At 72.6% G+C, this 17754-nt stretch carries 11 protein-coding genes; 10 read left to right on the plus strand and 1 reads right to left on the minus strand.

Going from position 1 to position 17754, the window contains the following annotated elements; all coding sequences use genetic code 11:
• Positions 1-148: 148 nt before the first annotated feature.
• Positions 149-2926 (plus strand): hypothetical protein, encoded by a 2778-nt coding sequence (locus tag CHB94_RS19195; RefSeq protein ID WP_089338169.1) that lies wholly within the window; start codon positions 149-151, stop codon positions 2924-2926.
• Between the two features lie 700 nt (positions 2927-3626).
• Complete coding sequence (locus CHB94_RS19200) at positions 3627-6269, plus strand: helix-turn-helix transcriptional regulator (RefSeq protein WP_089338170.1); 2643 nt, start codon at positions 3627-3629, stop codon at positions 6267-6269.
• A gap of 64 nt (positions 6270-6333) precedes the next feature.
• Here the strand turns inward: CHB94_RS19200 and bldD are convergent, their stop codons facing one another.
• Positions 6334-6888 carry a transcriptional regulator BldD gene (bldD, locus tag CHB94_RS19205; RefSeq protein ID WP_089338171.1) on the minus strand — a complete coding sequence of 185 codons (555 nt, stop codon included), beginning with the start codon at positions 6886-6888 and terminating at the stop codon, positions 6334-6336.
• Positions 6889-7139: 251 nt separating this feature from the next.
• On the opposite strand from bldD, the gene pyrR reads away from it, so the two are divergent.
• The 8 genes from pyrR to pyrF all read left to right on the plus strand — a co-directional run bounded on the left by pyrR (position 7140) and on the right by pyrF (position 17460).
• Positions 7140-7805 carry a bifunctional pyr operon transcriptional regulator/uracil phosphoribosyltransferase PyrR gene (gene pyrR / locus CHB94_RS19210; protein ID WP_089338172.1) on the plus strand — a complete coding sequence of 222 codons (666 nt, stop codon included), beginning with the start codon at positions 7140-7142 and terminating at the stop codon, positions 7803-7805.
• Positions 7802-8722: an aspartate carbamoyltransferase catalytic subunit gene (locus tag CHB94_RS19215; protein WP_089338173.1), complete on the plus strand. Its 921-nt coding sequence runs from the start codon at positions 7802-7804 to the stop codon at positions 8720-8722. Before pyrR ends, CHB94_RS19215 begins: the two co-directional genes overlap by 4 nt.
• A gap of 70 nt (positions 8723-8792) precedes the next feature.
• On the plus strand, positions 8793-10082 hold the full coding sequence (locus CHB94_RS19220) for a dihydroorotase (RefSeq protein ID WP_089338174.1): 1290 nt from the start codon (positions 8793-8795) through the stop codon (positions 10080-10082).
• Between the two features lie 73 nt (positions 10083-10155).
• Entirely contained in the window at positions 10156-11343 is a 1188-nt protein-coding gene (carA, locus tag CHB94_RS19225) for a glutamine-hydrolyzing carbamoyl-phosphate synthase small subunit (RefSeq protein ID WP_089338175.1), read from the plus strand.
• A 1-nt stretch (position 11344) separates the two neighbouring features.
• Positions 11345-14641, plus strand: coding sequence for a carbamoyl-phosphate synthase large subunit (gene carB, locus CHB94_RS19230; protein WP_089338176.1), 3297 nt, complete (start codon positions 11345-11347; stop codon positions 14639-14641).
• Entirely contained in the window at positions 14638-15540 is a 903-nt protein-coding gene (locus CHB94_RS19235) for an iron-sulfur cluster-binding protein (protein ID WP_217899383.1), read from the plus strand. The genes carB and CHB94_RS19235 overlap by 4 nt, the downstream gene beginning before the upstream one ends.
• A 97-nt stretch (positions 15541-15637) precedes the next feature.
• Positions 15638-16588 carry a dihydroorotate dehydrogenase gene (locus tag CHB94_RS19240; protein WP_089338177.1) on the plus strand — a complete coding sequence of 317 codons (951 nt, stop codon included), beginning with the start codon at positions 15638-15640 and terminating at the stop codon, positions 16586-16588.
• Positions 16585-17460 carry an orotidine-5'-phosphate decarboxylase gene (pyrF, locus tag CHB94_RS19245; RefSeq protein WP_089338178.1) on the plus strand — a complete coding sequence of 292 codons (876 nt, stop codon included), beginning with the start codon at positions 16585-16587 and terminating at the stop codon, positions 17458-17460. Before CHB94_RS19240 ends, pyrF begins: the two co-directional genes overlap by 4 nt.
• The last annotated feature ends 294 nt before the right edge of the window (positions 17461-17754 follow it).

Genomic DNA, 17754 nt, shown 5'->3' on the forward strand with positions numbered 1-17754 from the left:
CGTGACCTCACTGTGGGAGCAAGGATCGCGGGAGGGTGGCCCGAGGGCCCCCTCCCGCGATCACGTGTATGCCGCTGGGCCGTAGCGGGCGCATCTACGTACAGGCCGAGCCAGTCGACGGGAACTCTGGGTCGACGGAGAGGGCACCGTGGGAGAGAACGCAGTCCTGGCGCCGCCGGCGGCCGCGGGCGAGGACCCGGTCAGCCGCGAGCGGACGGACGGTGACGGGACGACCCGTGCTGCCGAGGCTGCGGTCCACCGGCTGGCCGAGGGCGCCGAACTGCTCGGTGTCTTCCCGGACTCCGGCTACGAGGAACCGAAATACCTGCTGCGCCGGAGCGACGGGCAGGTCATGCAGCTGCCCCGGCTCCTGTACCGGGTGGCGGGCTCACTGGACGGCCGCACCGCCCGGGAGATCGCCACCGACCTCAGCGCCGAGTTCGGCATGGACCTCACCGCCGAGGACGTGTCCTACCTCGTCACCGACCGGCTCCGCCCCGTCGGGGTCATCGCTCCCGAGGCGCACGAGATCCCGGCCGCCGACGACGGGGGGGACGGGTCCGGTGACACGGCCGGGAGTGCCTCGCCCGCGCCGGTGAAGTCCGACCCCCTGCTGGCACTGCGCTATCGCGTCGATGTGGTTCCCGCTGGGGCGGCATGGCGGATCGCCGGGATGTTCGGGCCGCTGTTCGCCCGCCCGGTGTGGGTGGCGGCGCTGGCGGTGTTCATCGGCCTCGACGTCCTGATCATCAGCCAGGGCGGCCTCCTCGACCAGTTCACGGCCGGCCTGCTCCAGATGGTCCACCAGCCGGTGCTCATCCTCGTGGTCTTCGCCCTGGCCATGGTGAGCGGGGCGTTCCACGAATTCGGCCACGTCACCGCCTGCCGGTACGGAGGGGGCACCCCGGGCGGCATGGGGGTCGGCCTCTACCTGGTCTGGCCGGCGTTCTACAGCACCGTCACCGACTCCTACCGGCTCAGCCGTGTCGGCCGATTGCGCACCGACCTGGGCGGTCCCTACTTCGACGCCATCTTCATGGCCGGGATGAGCGGGCTCTACCTGGCCACCGGGGAGCCCTGGCTGCTGGTGGCGCTCATCGGCATGCACGTCGAGACCGCCTACCAGTTCATCCCGTCCGTCCGGTTCGACGGGTTCTTCATCCTGGCCGACCTGGTCGGGGTGCCCGACCTGTTCGGCTTCGTGGGCCCGGTTCTCACCAGCCTCGTGCCGGGGCGCCCCACCCACCCCAAGGTGCGTGAGCTGAGGCCCAAGGCACGGCGAGTGATCGTGCTGTGGGTGGCGGTCACGGTGCCGCTCCTGGTCCTCGGCCTCTCGGTCTTCCTCATCGCCGCGCCGATCGTTCTTCCGGTGCTCTGGCAGGCGATGCAGGACTACCTGCACAGCGTCGATGCCGCAATCCGGACCGGGGACGTCCTCACGACGACCCTGCACGTCCTGCAGTTGTTCTTCCTCGTCCTGCCCTGGCTCGGCGGGGTCCTCGGGATCTGGATCCTGCTCCAGGTGCTCCACCGGCTCGCCGCCCGCCGATGGCCTCGTCTGGCGGTCCCGGCGGCAACGTTGGCCCGGGTCCGCGGAGTGCTGGCGCTCGCCGGGGTCGGCTGCCTCGCCGCCGCTGTCGTCGTCCGGGTGGCGGTCGTCGCCGGATCGCTGCCGCCGTCCCCTGGTGAGAGCCGGCTCGTCGCCAGCGCGCTGGCCGGCGTGACGGGGGCATCCTCGGCGCCCTCCGTCGGCCCGGCGGAGTTCCTGGCCCGTGAGCAGCTCGTCGGCTATGCCGGCCTGACCGGCGCGTTCTCCCGTCACTCCTCGGTGGTGACGGGAGGCCGGGAACTCGCAGTCCTGGCCACAGCGGTCCTCGTCGGCTGTCTCGTGACGCTGGTGTTCACCCGCCGGTTGCGTCCTGGAGCCGTGGGCATGGTGCTGGCGGCGGTGCTGGTGATGGGGCCGGCGGTCTCCATCCTGGCCACGATCGGCCCCGGGTTGCTCGGCGCTGCCTGGGCGGCGGCCGGGCTGCTGGTGCTCGGCCTCGTCGCCGGCCGGACCGGGGCGGTGCTCGGGGGCCTGGCCATCACCGCGGGGGTGCTGACCGCTCCGGTCATCGCCGTGCTGCTGGTCGTCGGCTGGCTCGTCGTGTCGGGCATTCGTCAGCGGCCCATCGCCGGGCACGCTGGCTCCGGGCCGCGCCACGCCCGACCCGAAACGGCGGGTGACCGTATCGCGCGGTGGCTGATCTCCGCGGTGTTCCTGCTGGCCGCCGGCCTGATCGCCTACCTGGGGACCCGTCCCGGTTATCTGCCCGGCGACCCCACCGTCCGGACCGTGGTCCTGCTCCTCGGCGTCCTGCTCGTGGCCGCCGCGTCGTGGAACCGCGCCCTCCGGCCGCTGGCGGCCGTCGCAGGTTCCGCCGTGGTCCTGGCGGCTCTGCCCTGGCCGGCCGCTGGTGTCGCGCTCGCCGTGGCACTGTGCGCCGTGGCGCTGCTCGCGGCGCTGCTCAGCGAAGCCTCGCGGGTCCGCCCGGCGGCCCAGCGGTCACATCCCCTGGTCCGCGCGGCCGTCGCCGTGCCGGTGCTGCTGGTGGTCGTCGTCGGCGCCCTGTTCCTCCCCGCTGCGGCGCCCCGACCGCCCACCGAGGCGGTGGCCGCCTGGATCACCGGGCCGGAGGCGGGCGGTGGCACCGTCGCCGTGCCTGCTGCCCTGTGGGGTCAACTGATCCGCGACGGTGTGCCTCCCGATCGTCTGGTGCTCGAGGGATCTGCGTCGGCGGATGCCGCAGCATGGTGGCTGGGCACCGGCGACCGGGACACCGGCGCTTCGCCGACGGCCACCTTCGGCGCCGGCGGAACCGCAGTGACGGTCCACCCCTCGCCGAAAGCCGTCGAGCAGCAACAGGCCGAGGCGCAGCAATAGGCCGAGGTGCAGCATGGGTGATCGCCTCGTCGGCAACGGGCAGGTGCAGGGGTTGGCTGACGTTGTCGCGGCGATCCGCCAGGGCTCCGCGGGTCAGCGCCCCCTGGCGGTGCTCACGGGCCCGACGTATTCATTTGCACCGTGTCGCTCGGCGATCCGGGTGCCGCCGCTTCGCCAGGAGCTGCCGAGGGCATCGTCTCCGATGGCCCGCCACGGACGTGATCATCACCGCCGTCGACGGCCTGCCCTCCGCGTCGCCGACGCCGACGCCGAGTGCACTTTCGCGCGAGTAGCTGCAGGGTGAGCCGGCGGCTCCGCAACCCACGCAGATCAGCGACCCACGCAGATCACCGGTGACCCGTCTCTTTTCCCACCCGTGGGCTGACTCCGCTCGACTCCGCTGCGGTCACCACGACGGGCCCGTGACGGGAGAGCGACGATCCGTCGTGACCGGCCGAAGTGTTGGACAATTCAAGGTCTCAGTCGTCCGTAATTTCATCGGTGGGCCCCATGCGCCAACCGACACGCCATAGTCTCTCTGCACGGGTTCGCACCTTGGGCTCGCGGGGGAGGGGGACTGCTGTGTGCGCAGACAGGGTGCTGTCCGAGCACCGCTCGACACGGATGAAGCGATCGATCTGGCGGTGCCGTTCCCGACGCGTTGCGCCCGTCCACTCCGGCACGGAATCCACGTGACCTGATGGAAGCAGCGGACTGGCCGTTGGTCGGCCGCGAGGCGGCCCGCATGGCGATCGTCTCCGCCCTGGCCGAGGAGCCGGTGCACAGCGTCGTCATCGCCGGCCCGGCAGGTGTCGGCCGGACCCGGCTCGCCCGGGAGGCGGTGGAGGTGGCCACCCGCGAGGGGCGGCCGGTCCGGTGGGCGGCGGGCACGGCCCCGGCCGCTGTCGTCCCGCTGGGTGCCCTCGCCCATCTGATCCCGGCGGTCGACGTGGCATCTGATCCGCTCGCGCTCCTTCAGCGCGCCACGGCGGCCATCGTGGGGGACGGGTCGGTGCCGGCGCCCGTGCTCGCCGTCGACGATGTCCACTTGCTGGATCAGCTCTCGATCACCCTGCTGCACCAGCTGGCTGCCAGTGGCGCCGTGCCCATGATCTTGACGGTGCGCACCGGCAGAGGCGTCAAGGATCCGGTCGCGCCGCTGTGGAAGGACGGGCGAGCCACCCGTTTCGACCTGCAGCCGCTGGGCCGAGCCGACAACGACCAGCTCATCACTCAGGTACTGGCGGGCGATCTGGAGACCCGGACCGCCGAGCGGTTGTGGCAGCTGACCCGGGGGAACCCACTCTTCTTGCGTGAGATTCTGGAGGAGGGACGGAGATCGGGCCGGCTGCGTCAAGCTGGAGAGTTGTGGCGGTGGGAGGGGCCCATCAGCCCGTCCCAGCGGCTGGTGGACATCGTGCTGGGCCACATCGGCGACCTGGACACGGCCGAGTGGCGGGCTCTCGAGGTGCTCGCGATGGCCCAACCGCTCAGCGTTCACCACCTCGTCGCGTTCAGCAGTGCCGAAGCGGTCGCCTCGTTGGAGCGCCGCGGGGTCATCAGCGGCCACGTCGCAGGCGAACCCGGTGAGCTGTGCACAGCCCATCCCATGTACGCCGCAGTCGTTCGCTGCCGAACATCCGAGGCGGCGATCCAGCTCGTGCAGGAACAGCTCACCGACGTCGAGGACGATCCCAGAACCGATCCCGATCATCTGCTGCAGCGGTGCGTCGCCATGGTGCATCGCGAGGTGCCGGAGCGCGATCCAGGCCTGTTGACCGATGGAGCGTTGTGCGCCATGACCGTGCGCGACGTCGCGCTGGCCGAGCGGCTGGCACGGGCCGCGGTCGAGGCCGGGGGAGGCATTGCGGCCTACCTGCCGCTCGTGGAGGCGACCCGGTGGTCCGGTGCGCCGGAGCGCAGCGAGAGCCTGGCAGTGGAGGCTGCACGACTGGCTGCGACCGATGTGGACATCGCTCGCCTGGTCACGGCCAGGGTGCTGAACCAGTTCTGTGCGCTGGGCCGCCCGCAGGACGCGGTTGATGCGCTCCGCGAGGCCGGCGCGAGCGTCCGCTCCGCAGAGGGGCGCGCGCTGCTCGGCGCGACCCAGAGCATGCTGGCGGTCCTGAGCGGGGAGCGGCGCGCGGTACGCGTGGCCGCGGACGCGTTGTCGGCAACCCCGCCCGGCCACCCGGGTCGACCGCTCGCCGCGGCTGCGGCGGCCCTCAGCCTGGCTGTCGCGGGGCAGACGGAACGGGCCCTCGCGGCCGCGGAGCTCGGCCGGGCGGCGGTGGAGACGTCTCCGGTGAGCGAAGCGTTCTTCACCCGGGCCGTCCTCACCCTGGCCGAGGCCCTGGCCCTGTACCTGGCCGGGCGGCTGGGGGAGTTGGATCGTCGGACCGAGGCGTGGCTCCGGCAGAACCTGAAGGCGCCGGAATGGGCCGGGGACGCCATCGCCGCTACCCAACGTGGCTGGGCAGCGCTGGCGGGCGGGGGCCCGGGTCGCTCCGTGCGGTGGCTCGAGGAGGCGTTTTCGCGCCTGGAGTCGAACGACCCGGCAGGCCTTCGCTCGTTCTGCGGCTCACTGTTGGTGACCGCGTGCGCGCTGGCCGGCGACGTCGGCCGTGCCCGTGAGGTGTCGGCGGACCTGTCCCGGAGCCCCGGCAGATCCCTACCAGTCCTGGTACCGATCTCCGCACTGGCGCAGGCGTCCCTGGCCGAAGCGGAGGGCCGCATCGCGGATGCCGGCACGCTCCTCCTCGAGGCGGCGGCGCGGGCCGCCGAGAGAGGGCAGCCGGGCGTCCAGGCCCTGCTGTTGTACCGGGCTGTGCACATCGATCGGGCCGACGAGGTCGCGGACCAGCTCCGAGACCTGGCCGCGGGCCTGGACTCACCGCTGGTAGAGGCGTTCGCTGCGCATGCCCAGGCGGCCAAGGCAAGGGAGGGGCGACTCCTGGCGGAGTCGAGCCGGCGGCTGCAGGAGATCGGCACGACGTCGTTCGCCGCAGAGGCGGCCGCGGAGGCGGCCGCCGCGTACGAGCGCGCGGGTGTCCGGCGTCTAGCAGCAGAGTGGACGACGAAGGCCAGAGTCCTGACCCAGGAGTGTGGCCTGCCCGAACCGCAGGGATTGGGCAGTCTGCCCTCGACCGAGATGACCTCGCGGGAGACGGAGGTCGCCCGGTTGGCCAGCCACGGTCTGAGCAACCAGGAGATCGCAGGCCGTCTGTATCTGTCCGTGCGTACGGTCGAGACGCACCTGTCGCACGTCTACACCAAGCTCGGGATCACCGGCCGCGGCGGGCTCGCCGCCTCGTTCCCCGCCCGCCGCCCGGCATCGTCGTAGCACGGGTCGCCCTGCTCCGGGCGCCGATGCCTCCGGCGTAGAGCCGCGAGCCGGCTCACCTAGGTCAGCGAGGGGAGCGGCGGCGCTCCCAGTTCGGGTCGAGCTCCTCGTCGTCGTCATCCGGGCCGCCGAAACCGACGACGCTCTCCATGCCGGGGGAGAGGACGCCCCACTCGATGAGCCGCGAGGTCAGCTCGTCGGGGCTCATGTCGTAGATGATGGCCAGCGACTTGAGGTCCTCGGCGCGGATCGACAGCACCTTGCCGTTGTAGTCGTGGCGCTGCGCCTGGATGGTCGACGCGTAGCGGGCGAGCGGGCCGGCCTCGTCGGCGGGCAGGGAGCCCAGCGACTCGAGGTTCAGGACGATCTTGGTGCTGGAGGTGACCGCCGAGCTGGGCCGCGGGTCGGGCAGCAGTTCGGACACCGGGACGCCGTAGAAGATGGCGAGCTCGGACAGTCGCTGCACCGTGACGGCGCGGTCGCCGCGCTCGTAGGAGCCGACGACGACTGCCTTCCAGCGGCCGTGGGACTTGTCCTCCACTCCCTGGAGGGAGAGCCCCTGCTGGTTGCGGATGGCGCGGAGCCGGGCGCCGAGGGCCCGTGAGTAGTCGGTGCTCATCGCTGTCTGCTCACTGTCCGTCGTCTCGGGAAGGTCTTGTTCGTCACTCAGCGTACGGGTCAGCGGGAACGTGCAACAGCAGGAGGCTCCCGGTGAATCAGTGACATCGCTGGCACGCAGCGTGAGCAATTCCGGCCCTGAGCTGGGACGGAACAGGGGGGCGGCGGCAGGGTCCCTTCCGTGCAGTACCGTCGTCGGCGGTCCGACCACTCCTTTAACGACCCGTCCAGTGAGGCGGGGAAGGAGGCCTGATGGCCCGCTCCACCGAGCCTGCCCGAAGTCCGTCTTCCGGCAGCAACCCCGGCGTCCTGCTCTCCGCCGCCGACGTCGCCCGAGTGGTCGACCGGATGGCCCACCAGCTCATCGAGCGGTACGCCCGGGGCGGCGGGGTGGGTGACGACGGAGCGATTGACCCCGGGTCGGCCGACGGGGGCCTCTCCGACCTCGTGCTGGTCGGCATCCCCACCCGCGGCGCCCCGCTGGCCCGTCGCCTGGCCGCGCGCATCGAGGCCTTCACCGGTACCCACGTCGACGTCGGGACCGCCGACATCACGCTGTACCGGGACGATCTCCGGCGGCGCGGAGTCCGCGCCCTGGAGCCCACCATCCTGCCCGATGCCGGGATCGACGACCGGCTGGTCGTGCTCGTCGACGACGTCCTCTTCTCCGGGCGGTCGGTGCGGGCGGCGCTGGACGCGCTGCGCGACCTCGGCCGCCCGCGGAGCGTGCAGCTCGCGGTCCTCGTCGACAGGGGCCACCGGGAGCTCCCGATCCGCGCGGACTTCGTCGGGAAGAACGTGCCGACCTCGCGCAGTCAGCAGGTCCGGGTCCACCTCACCGAGACCGACGGCGCCGACGAGGTGCTCGTGACGGACGGGAGGCCGGAAGTCCGGGCCGCCGGGGAGGAGTCACAGTGAAGCGTCACCTGCTGGAGTCCGCCGACCTCGACCGCGCCGACGCGACGCTGGTGCTCGACACCGCCGCGCAGATCGACCAGGCGCTCGCCGGCCGCGAGGTCAAGAAGCTGCCGACACTGCGCGGGCGCACGGTGGTCAACCTCTTCTACGAGGACTCCACCCGCACCCGGATCTCCTTCGAGCTGGCCGCCAAGCGCCTCTCCGCGGACGTCATCAACTTCTCCGCCAAGGGCAGCAGCGTGTCCAAGGGAGAGAGCCTCAAGGACACCGCGCTGACCCTCGAGGCGATGGGCAGCGATGCGATCGTCGTCCGGCACGGCGCCTCGGGAGCGCCGCACCGACTGGCCAACTGGGTCCGCGGCAGCGTGGTCAACGCCGGCGACGGCACCCACGAGCACCCGACGCAGGCGCTGCTGGACGCGTACACCATCCGGCGGCGGCTCGGCCGGCTCGCGGGGGTGCGGGTCGCCATCGTCGGCGACGTCCTGCACAGCCGCGTCGCCCGCTCCAACGTGTGGCTGCTGCACACGCTCGGCGCCGAGGTCACCGTCGTGGCCCCGCCGACGCTGCTGCCGGTCGGTGTCGGCACCTGGCCGGTCGAGGTGAGCTACGACCTCGACGCCGTGCTGCCCAAGGCCGACGTCGTGATGATGCTGCGGGTCCAGGGGGAGCGGATGAACGCCTCCTACTTCCCCAGCGCCCGTGAGTACAGCCGTCGCTACGGCCTCGACGGCCGGCGGATGGCCGCCCTCGGCGACGAGGCGATCGTCATGCACCCCGGCCCGATGAACCGCGGCATGGAGATCGCCGCCGAGGTGGCCGACTCGGTGCGGTCCACGATCGTCGAGCAGGTCGGCAACGGGGTCTCCGTGCGCATGGCCGTCCTGTACCTGCTTCTGGGGGGGCGCAGTGAGTGAGCATCGCAGCGAGGAACGAGCGAGGAGCGGAGCGAACGGCGAGCGGAGCGAGAGTGGACGGGGAGCCCGTGTGACCAGCTACCTCATCAAGGGTGCGAAGCCTCTCGGCGGCGGCCCCGCAGACGTCCTGATCACGGACGGGCGGATCGCCGCGATCGGCGACTCGCTGTCCGCGACCGGCGCCGAGGTGATCGAGGCCGGCGGGTTGATCGCCCTCCCGGGCCTGGTCGACCTGCACACGCATCTGCGCGAGCCCGGCCGGGAGGACGCCGAGACCGTCGAGACCGGCAGCCGGGCCGCGGCGCTGGGCGGGTTCACCGCGGTGCACGCCATGGCCAACACCGACCCGGTCGCCGACACCGCCGGCGTCGTCGAGCAGGTGTGGCGGCTCGGCGGGCAGGCCGGGCTGGTCGACGTCGTGCCCGTGGGCGCGGTGACCGTGGGCCTCGCGGGGGAGCGGCTGGCCGAGCTGGGCGCGATGGCCGACTCCGCAGCCCGCGTGCGGGTGTTCTCCGACGACGGCCACTGCGTCAGCGACCCGGCGCTCATGCGGCGGGCGCTGGAGTACGTGAAGGCCTTCGACGGCGTCGTCGCGCAGCACGCCGAGGAGCCCCGGCTCACCGCCGGCGCCCAGATGCACGAGGGCGATCGCTCGGCACGCCTGGGGCTGACCGGCTGGCCGGCCGCCGCGGAGGAGGCGATCATCGCCCGCGACGTGCTGCTCGCCGGTCACGTCGGCGCCCGGCTGCACGTCTGCCACGTCTCCACCGCGGGTTCGGTGGAGCTGCTGCGCTGGGCCAAGTCCCGCGGCGTGCAGGTGACCGCCGAGGTGACTCCGCACCATCTGCTGCTGACCGACGCGTGCGCGGAGTCCTACGACCCGGTGTTCAAGGTCAACCCGCCGCTGCGGACCGACGAGGACGTGGCGGCGCTCCGGCGGGGCCTGGCGGACGGCACCATCGACGCCGTCGCCACCGACCACGCGCCGCACGCGGTGGAGGACAAGGAGAGCGAGTGGGCGCAGGCCCGGCCCGGGATGCTCGGGCTGGAGCAGGCGCTGGCGGTGGTCGTCGAGACGATGGTCGAGACCGGGCTGCTCGACTGGCAGGGAGTGGCCGACCGGATGTCGATGCGTCCGGCGGCCATCGGCCGCCTGGCCGGCCACGGCCGGCCGCTCGCCCCCGGGGAGCCGGCCAACCTGCTGCTGCTCGACCCCGCGGCCCGGGTCACCGTCGACCCGGCCGCCCTGGCCAGCCGCAGCCGCAACAGTCCCTACGCCGGCCGGGAGCTCCCGGGCCGGGTGGTCGCGACGTTCCTCCGGGGGACGCCGACCGTGCTCGACGGAAAGGCCGTTCGATGACAGCGAGGGAGCATCGCAGCGAGGAACGAGCGAGGAGCGGAGCGAACGCGGAATCGAACAGGGAGGCAGTCAAGTGAAGGAAGCGCTCCTCGTGCTCGAGGACGGGCGCACGTTCCGGGGTGAGGCGTACGGCGCGATCGGGACGACGGTCGGGGAGGCGGTCTTCTCCACCGGTATGACCGGGTACCAGGAGACGCTCACCGATCCCAGCTACCACCGGCAAGTCGTCGTCATGACCGCCCCGCACATCGGCAACACCGGCGTGAACGGCGAGGACGACGAGAGCCGGAAGATGTGGGTCGCCGGATTCGTCGTCCGCGACCCCGCCCGCCGCCCCGCGAACTGGCGGGCCACCGGCAGCCTGGACGACGAACTGGTCGCCCAGGGGATCGTCGGGATCAGCGGCATCGACACCCGGGCGCTCACCCGGCACCTGCGCGACCGCGGGGCCATGCGCGTGGGCATCAGCAGCGAGTTGGGTGGGCTGCGGGTCGAGGAAGCAGCGGAGGAACTGCTGGCTCGCGTGACGGCCGCCGACAGCATGACCGGTGCCGACCTGGCGCCGCAGGTGAGCACCGACGAGGCCTACGTCGTCCCGGCGGTGGGGGAGAAGCGGTACACCATCGCCGCGCTCGACCTCGGCATCAAGACCGCCACGCCCCGGCACCTGGCCGAGCTGGGTGTGGAGACCCATGTCCTGCCCTCCACGGCCACCGCCGACCAGCTGCTGGCCGCCGGTCCGGACGGAGTCTTCCTGTCCAACGGCCCGGGCGACCCCGCCGCTGCCGACTACGCCGTCGAGGCGGTCCGTGGGGTGCTCGACGCCCGGCGTCCGCTGTTCGGCATCTGCTTCGGCAACCAGATCCTCGGCCGCGCGCTGGGGCTGGGCACGTACAAGTTGCGCTTCGGCCACCGTGGGCTCAACCAGCCGGTGCTGGATCGGGTGAGCGGCACGGTCCGGGTGACCAGCCACAACCACGGGTTCGCCGTCGACGCGCCGCTCGACCGGCCCACCGACACGCCCTACGGGCAGGTCGAGGTGAGCCACGTCGGGCTCAACGACGACGTCGTCGAGGGTCTGCGCTGCCTGGACGTGCCGGCGTTCAGCGTCCAGTTCCACCCGGAGTCCGCGGCCGGCCCGCACGACGCGGCCCCGCTGTTCCAGCGGTTCGTCGACCTGATGGAGACCGCCCGGGAGCAGGGCGGCGACGCCGTCAGCGCACCGCCGGTGGTCGAGCACAGCACGGAGGAGAAGGCCTGACATGCCGAAGCGGGACGACATCCACCACGTGATGGTGATCGGCTCCGGCCCGATCCTCATCGGCCAGGCCGCCGAGTTCGACTACTCGGGCACCCAGGCCTGCCGCGTGCTCAAGGCCGAGGGCCTCCGGGTCAGCCTGGTCAACAGCAACCCGGCGACGATCATGACCGACCCCGGCATCGCCGACGCCACCTACGTCGAGCCCCTGACCCCCGAGTTCGTCGAGAAGGTGATCGCCAAGGAGCGCCCCGACGCGCTGCTGGCCACCCTCGGCGGGCAGACCGCGCTCAACATCGCGATCGGCCTCTACGAGAACGGTGTCCTCGACAAGTACGGCGTCGCGCTGATCGGCGCCGACGTCGAGGCGATCAACCGCGGCGAGGACCGGCAGATGTTCAAGGACATCGTCCGCTCCATCGGGGCCGACGCCCCCCGCTCGACGGTCTGCGCGAGCGTCGAGGAGGCCCTCGCCACCGCCGAGGAGGTCGGCTACCCGGTCGTCATCCGGCCGAGCTTCACCATGGGCGGCCTCGGCTCGGGGATCGCCACCGACGAGGCGATGCTGCGTCGGATGGCCGGCCACGGCCTGGCCGACTCCCCGGTGCACAGCGTGCTCATCGAGGAGTCGGTGCTCGGCTGGAAGGAGTACGAGCTGGAGCTCATGCGCGACCGCAGCGACAACGTGGTCGTCATCTGCTCGATCGAGAACATCGACGCGATGGGCGTGCACACCGGCGACTCGGTGACCGTCGCACCGGCGATGACCCTGACCGACCGCGAATACCAGCAGATGCGTGACGTCGGCATCGCGGTGCTGCGCGAGGTCGGCGTGGACACCGGCGGCTGCAACATCCAGTTCGCCGTCCACCCGGAGACCGGCCGCCTGGTCGTCATCGAGATGAACCCCCGGGTGTCGCGGTCCAGCGCACTGGCGTCCAAGGCCACCGGCTTCCCGATCGCGAAGATCGCCGCCAAGCTGGCCATCGGCTACACCCTCGACGAGATCACCAACGACATCACCGGCGTCACCCCGGCGTCCTTCGAGCCGTCGCTGGACTACGTCGTCGTGAAGATCCCGCGCTTCGCCTTCGAGAAGTTCCCCGGCGCCGATGCCCGGCTGACCACGACGATGAAGAGCGTCGGCGAGATCATGGCCATGGGCCGGAACTTCGCCGAGGCGCTGGGCAAGGCGATGCGGTCCACCGAGACGAAGGTCGCGGGCTTCTGGACCGGGGGAGAGGACGCCCGCTCGGCCGACGAGCTGCTGCTCGCGCTGCGCACCCCGGTCGACGGCCGGCTGTACCTCGCCGAGGCGGCCCTGGCCGCCGGGGCCACCGTCGAGCAGGTCGCCGAGGCCAGCGGCTTCGACCCGTGGTTCGTCGACCAGATCGCGCTGGTGCGCGAGGTCGGCGTCGCCGTCCGTGAGGCGCCGGCGCTGACGCCGGAGCTGCTGCGGCGGGCGAAGCGGTACGGCCTGTCCGACCGGCAGATCGCCGCGCTGCGCCCGGAGCTCGCGGGCGAGGACGGCGTCCGGCGGCTGCGCTGGCGCATGGGCATCCGGCCGGTCTACAAGACCGTCGACACCTGCGCCGGCGAGTTCGAGGCGCGGACCCCGTACCACTACTCCTCCTACGACGAGGAGAACGAGGTGGAGCCTCGGGAGAAGCCGGCCGTGCTGATCCTGGGGTCCGGCCCCAACCGCATCGGGCAGGGCATCGAGTTCGACTACTCCTGCGTGCACGCGGTCATGGCGCTGCAGGACGCCGGCTACGAGGCGGTGATGGTCAACTGCAACCCGGAGACCGTCTCCACCGACTACGACACCGCCGACCGGCTGTACTTCGAGCCGCTCACCTTCGAGGACGTCCTCGAGGTGGTCGAGGCCGAGCGCGCGGCCGGCCCGGTGGCCGGGGTCATCTGCACCCTCGGCGGCCAGACCCCGCTGGGCCTGGCGCAGCGGCTCAAGGACGCCGGCGTGCCGGTGCTGGGCACCTCGCCCGAGGCGATCGACGATGCCGAGCACCGGGGGGCGTTCTCGCGGGTGCTGGCCGACACCGGGCTGCTCGCGCCCAAGCACGGAATGGCCACGACCTACGCCGAGGCCCGGGCGATCGCCGCGTCCATCGGCTATCCGGTGCTGGTCCGCCCCTCGTACGTCCTCGGTGGCCGTGGCATGGAGATCGTCTACGACGACGCCACGCTCGAGGCCTACATCGCCAAGGCGACCGACGTGAGCGCCGCCCACCCGGTGCTGGTGGACCGGTTCCTGGAGGACGCCGTCGAGATCGACGTCGACGCCCTCTACGACGGCACCGACCTCTACCTGGGCGGCGTCATGGAGCACATCGAGGAGGCCGGCATCCACTCCGGCGACTCGGCGTGCGCCCTGCCGCCCATCACGCTGGGATCGGCGGACCTGCTGAAGATCCGGGAGGCCACCGAGAAGCTGGCCGCCCGCATCGGCGTGCGCGGGCTGATGAACGTCCAGTACGCGATCAAGGACGACATCCTCTACGTGATCGAGGCCAACCCCCGCGCCAGCCGGACCGTGCCGTTCGTGTCGAAGGCGACCGCCGTCCAGCTGGCCAAGGCGGCCGCCCGCATCGCGGTGGGCGAGACCATCGCCTCCCTCCGCGCCGCCGGCGTCCTGCCCGCGACCGGCGACGGCACCGACCTCCCCGAGATCGCCCCCATAGCGGTGAAGGAGGCGGTGCTGCCCTTCCACCGCTTCCGCACCGTCGAGGGGCACGGCGTGGACACCGTGCTGTCGCCGGAGATGAAGTCCACCGGCGAGGTCATGGGGCTCGACGCCGAGTTCGGCACGGCGTTCGCCAAGTCGCAGGCGGCCGCCTACGGCTCCCTGCCGACCGGCGGGACGGTCTTCGTCTCGCTGGCCAACCGGGACAAGCGCTCGGCGGTCTTCCCGATCAAGCGGCTGGCCGACCTCGGTTTCCGGGTGCTGGCCACCGCCGGCACCGCGCAGGTGCTGCGGCGCAACGGGGTCGCCGCCGAGGTCGTGGGCAAGTTCAGCGAGGGACCGGGCAACGTGGTGGAACGGATCCTCGCCGGTGACGTCGACATCGTGGTCAACACCCCGTTCGGCTCTCCGGGCAACAGCGGACCCCGGCTGGACGGCTACGAGATCCGCACCGCCGCGGTCGCCGTCGGGATCCCGTGCATCACCACGGTGCAGGGCATGGCGGCCGCGGTGCAGGGCATCGAGGCGCTGCGGGGCGGCGACATCGGCGTCCGCAGCCTGCAGGAGGTCCACGCGGCACTGGCCGGGGCGCGTCCGTGAGCGGCCGGAGTGGCCACGACGGCCGTCTCCTGACCGTGCCGGCGCGGCGGGCGGTGCACGCGCCGGTGCAGACCGTCGCCGAGGTGGTGGGTCGCCGGCCGGTCGATGCCTATGTCGAACTGCGGCTGGCCGCTCCCGGGATCGCCGCGCGCGCCGAGGCCGGTCAGTTCGTCGCGTTCGCCGTGGGCGGGGAGACCTCCGGCCTGCTGCTGCGTCGCTCGATCGCGATCAGCACCGTCGACGACGGCGTCGTGACCGTCGTGGTCGCGGCCGCCGGCCCGGGCTCCACGTGGCTCACCGAGCGGCGGACGGGGGACGTGCTCGACGTGGTGGGACCGCTGGGCCGGCCCTTTCCCGACCCACCCGCCGGCGCCCGGGCGTTGCTGGTCGGTGGCGGGTACGGCGCGGCAGCTCTCGTGGGTCTCGCGGCCCGCCTGATCGGCCGTGGCCACCGGGTCGACGTCGTCGCGGGCGCGGCAGGGGCCGACCGGCTGTGCTCGGTCCAGGAGCTCACCGGTCTCGCCGACCGGATCGCGGTCACCACCGACGACGGCAGCTCCGGTCGGCGTGGCCAGGTCACCCTGGCGGTCGACGAACTGCTCCCGGACGCCGGCGTCGTCTACGCCTGCGGGCCGATGCCGATGCTGCGGGCGGTCGCCGGGGCGGCCACCGCGCGCGAGATCCCCTCCTACGTCGCCGTCGAGGAGTCGATGGCCTGTGGCATCGGCGTGTGCATGACCTGCGTGCTGCCGATCGTCGGGGACGACGGGCGCACCCGGTTCTCCCGGTCGTGCACCGAGGGGCCGGTGTTCGGTGGTGACCGCGTGCGCTTCGACGACGTCGGGACACTGCCCTGGGACGTCGTCGGTGCCGACGCGATGGGAGTGGTGCAGCCGTGAGCTCCGTCCGCCGGACTTTCGGTACAGAAGGTCCCGACCGGGTTCTGGACTTCCTGTACCGAGAGTCCGCGGGGGCCCGGGAGGGTGTGGTGGCGCCATGACGGTCGTGGAGGCCGTGGTCGACATGTCGACGTCGCTGGGGGCCGTGCCGATCCCGAGTCCGGTGCTCACCGCGTCGGGCTGCTCGGCGTTCGGCCGGGAGCTGGAGCCGTTCGTCGACCTCACCGCCATCGGTGCGGTGGTGACCAAGTCCGTGCAGCTGCGGCCCCGCTCGGGCCGACCGACGCCGCGGATGGCCGAGACCCCGAGCGGGATGCTCAACTCGATCGGTCTGCAGGGCCCCGGGATCGACGGGCTGCTCGCCGAGGAGCTGCCCTGGCTGGCCGATCGGGGCGCCCGGGCGTTCGTCTCCATCGCCGGGACCCGGGTGGAGGACTTCGCCGAGCTCGCGCAGCGGCTGCGCGGTGTCCCCGGTGTTCTGGGGCTCGAGGTCAACATCAGCTGCCCGAACGTGGAGAGCCGCGGCGAGGTCTTCGCCTGCGACCCGGTGGCGGCCTCCGACGTGATCGCGGCCGTTCGGGACGTGGCCGACCCGGCCCACCCGGTCTACGCCAAACTGAGCCCGGACGTCACCGACATCGTCGGCGTCGCCCGCGCGGTCACGGACGCCGGCGCCGACGGCCTCTCCATGATCAACACGTTGCTGGGGCTGGTCATCGACCCCGACACCATGCGTCCGGTCCTGGGCGGCGTCACCGGTGGGCTGTCGGGCCCGGCGATCCGCCCGGTGGCGCTGCGCTGCGTCTGGCAGGTGCACCAGGCCCTGCCGGAGGTGCCGATCCTGGGCATGGGCGGGATCCGCAGCGGCCTGGACGCCCTCCAGTTCGTCCTCGCCGGAGCGTCGGCGGTCTCGGTGGGGACGGCGGTGTTCAACGACCCGTCGGCGGTCGCGCGCGTGCACACCGAACTGGCCGACGCGCTGGCCGCCCGGGATTTCGCCTCCCTCGCCGACGCCGTCGGCTACGCGCACCGGGACACCCGGGCATGAGCCCCTTCGGTCAGCGGCTGGCCGACGCGGTCGCCGCGCGCGGCCCGTTGTGCGTCGGCATCGATCCGCACGGACCCCTGCTGCAGGCGTGGGGGCTTCCGGACAGCCCCGAGGGACTGGCCCGGTTCACCGACGCCGTCGTCGACGCCCTGGCGGACACCGTGGCGGTGCTGAAGCCGCAGCTCGCCTTCTACGAGCGGCACGGCTCCCGCGGGCTGGCCGTGCTCGAGGACGCCGTCGCCCGGGCCCGGGCGGCCGGCGCGGTGGTCCTGCTCGACGCCAAGCGCGGGGACATCGGCTCCACGATGGACGCCTACGCCGACTACCTGCGCCCCGGGCACCCGCTCGCCGTCGACGCGATGACGGTGAGCCCCTTCCTCGGACCGGGCTCGCTCCAGCCTGCGGTCGACACCGCTCGGCTGCACGGGGGCGGGCTGTTCGTCCTCGCCCGTACCTCCAACCCCGACGCCGGGACGCTGCAGCACGCGGTCGCGGGGGAGCGGTCGGTGGCGCAGGTCGTCGTGGACACCGTGCGCGGCTGGAACACCCCCGGCTGGGTGGTGGGTGACCCGCTGCCCGACGTCGCCGCGGGGCGCGACCTGGCGAGCCGCTTCGGGCCGGCGACCGGGTCCTTGGGGGTGGTCGTCGGTGCCACGCTCCAGGAGCTGGACGTCGACCTGGACGGCCTCGGCGGGCCGATCCTCGCGCCCGGCCTCGGCGCGCAGGGCGGCTCCGCGGCCGACCTGCGCCGGCTCTTCGGAGCCGATCGGGCCGTCGTCCCCACGGTCTCCCGCGACGTCCTGTCCGCCGGCCCCGACCCGGCGCGGCTCCGGGCCGCCGCCGACCGGTGGACGGCGGAGCTGGTGGGCTGACCCGGACCGTGCCGGCCGACGGCGTGTCGCGGACCGGCGTGTCACCGTCCGATGTCGTCCGCTGTCCCCGGGAGCGCCCTACCTAGATCCGAAACTGGTCCGGTCCATTCCTCGCGTGACCTGCGGTCATCACTCAACGTCACCGCGTAGGCGACGGCGGCGCACGCAGCGACGACACGCGTGCCCCGCATTTCCGCGCGAGCGGCGCGCCACCAGCGGATTTGCCGGGAACTAGGTTGGACGGTGAGGCTCAGAGACGAGCCGCTGTCCACTACGACTCCCTGACTGGTGCCC

It is taken from the genome of Blastococcus mobilis, from assembly GCF_900188025.1.
GTDB classification, from domain to species: Bacteria; Actinomycetota; Actinomycetes; order Mycobacteriales; family Geodermatophilaceae; genus Blastococcus_B; species Blastococcus_B mobilis.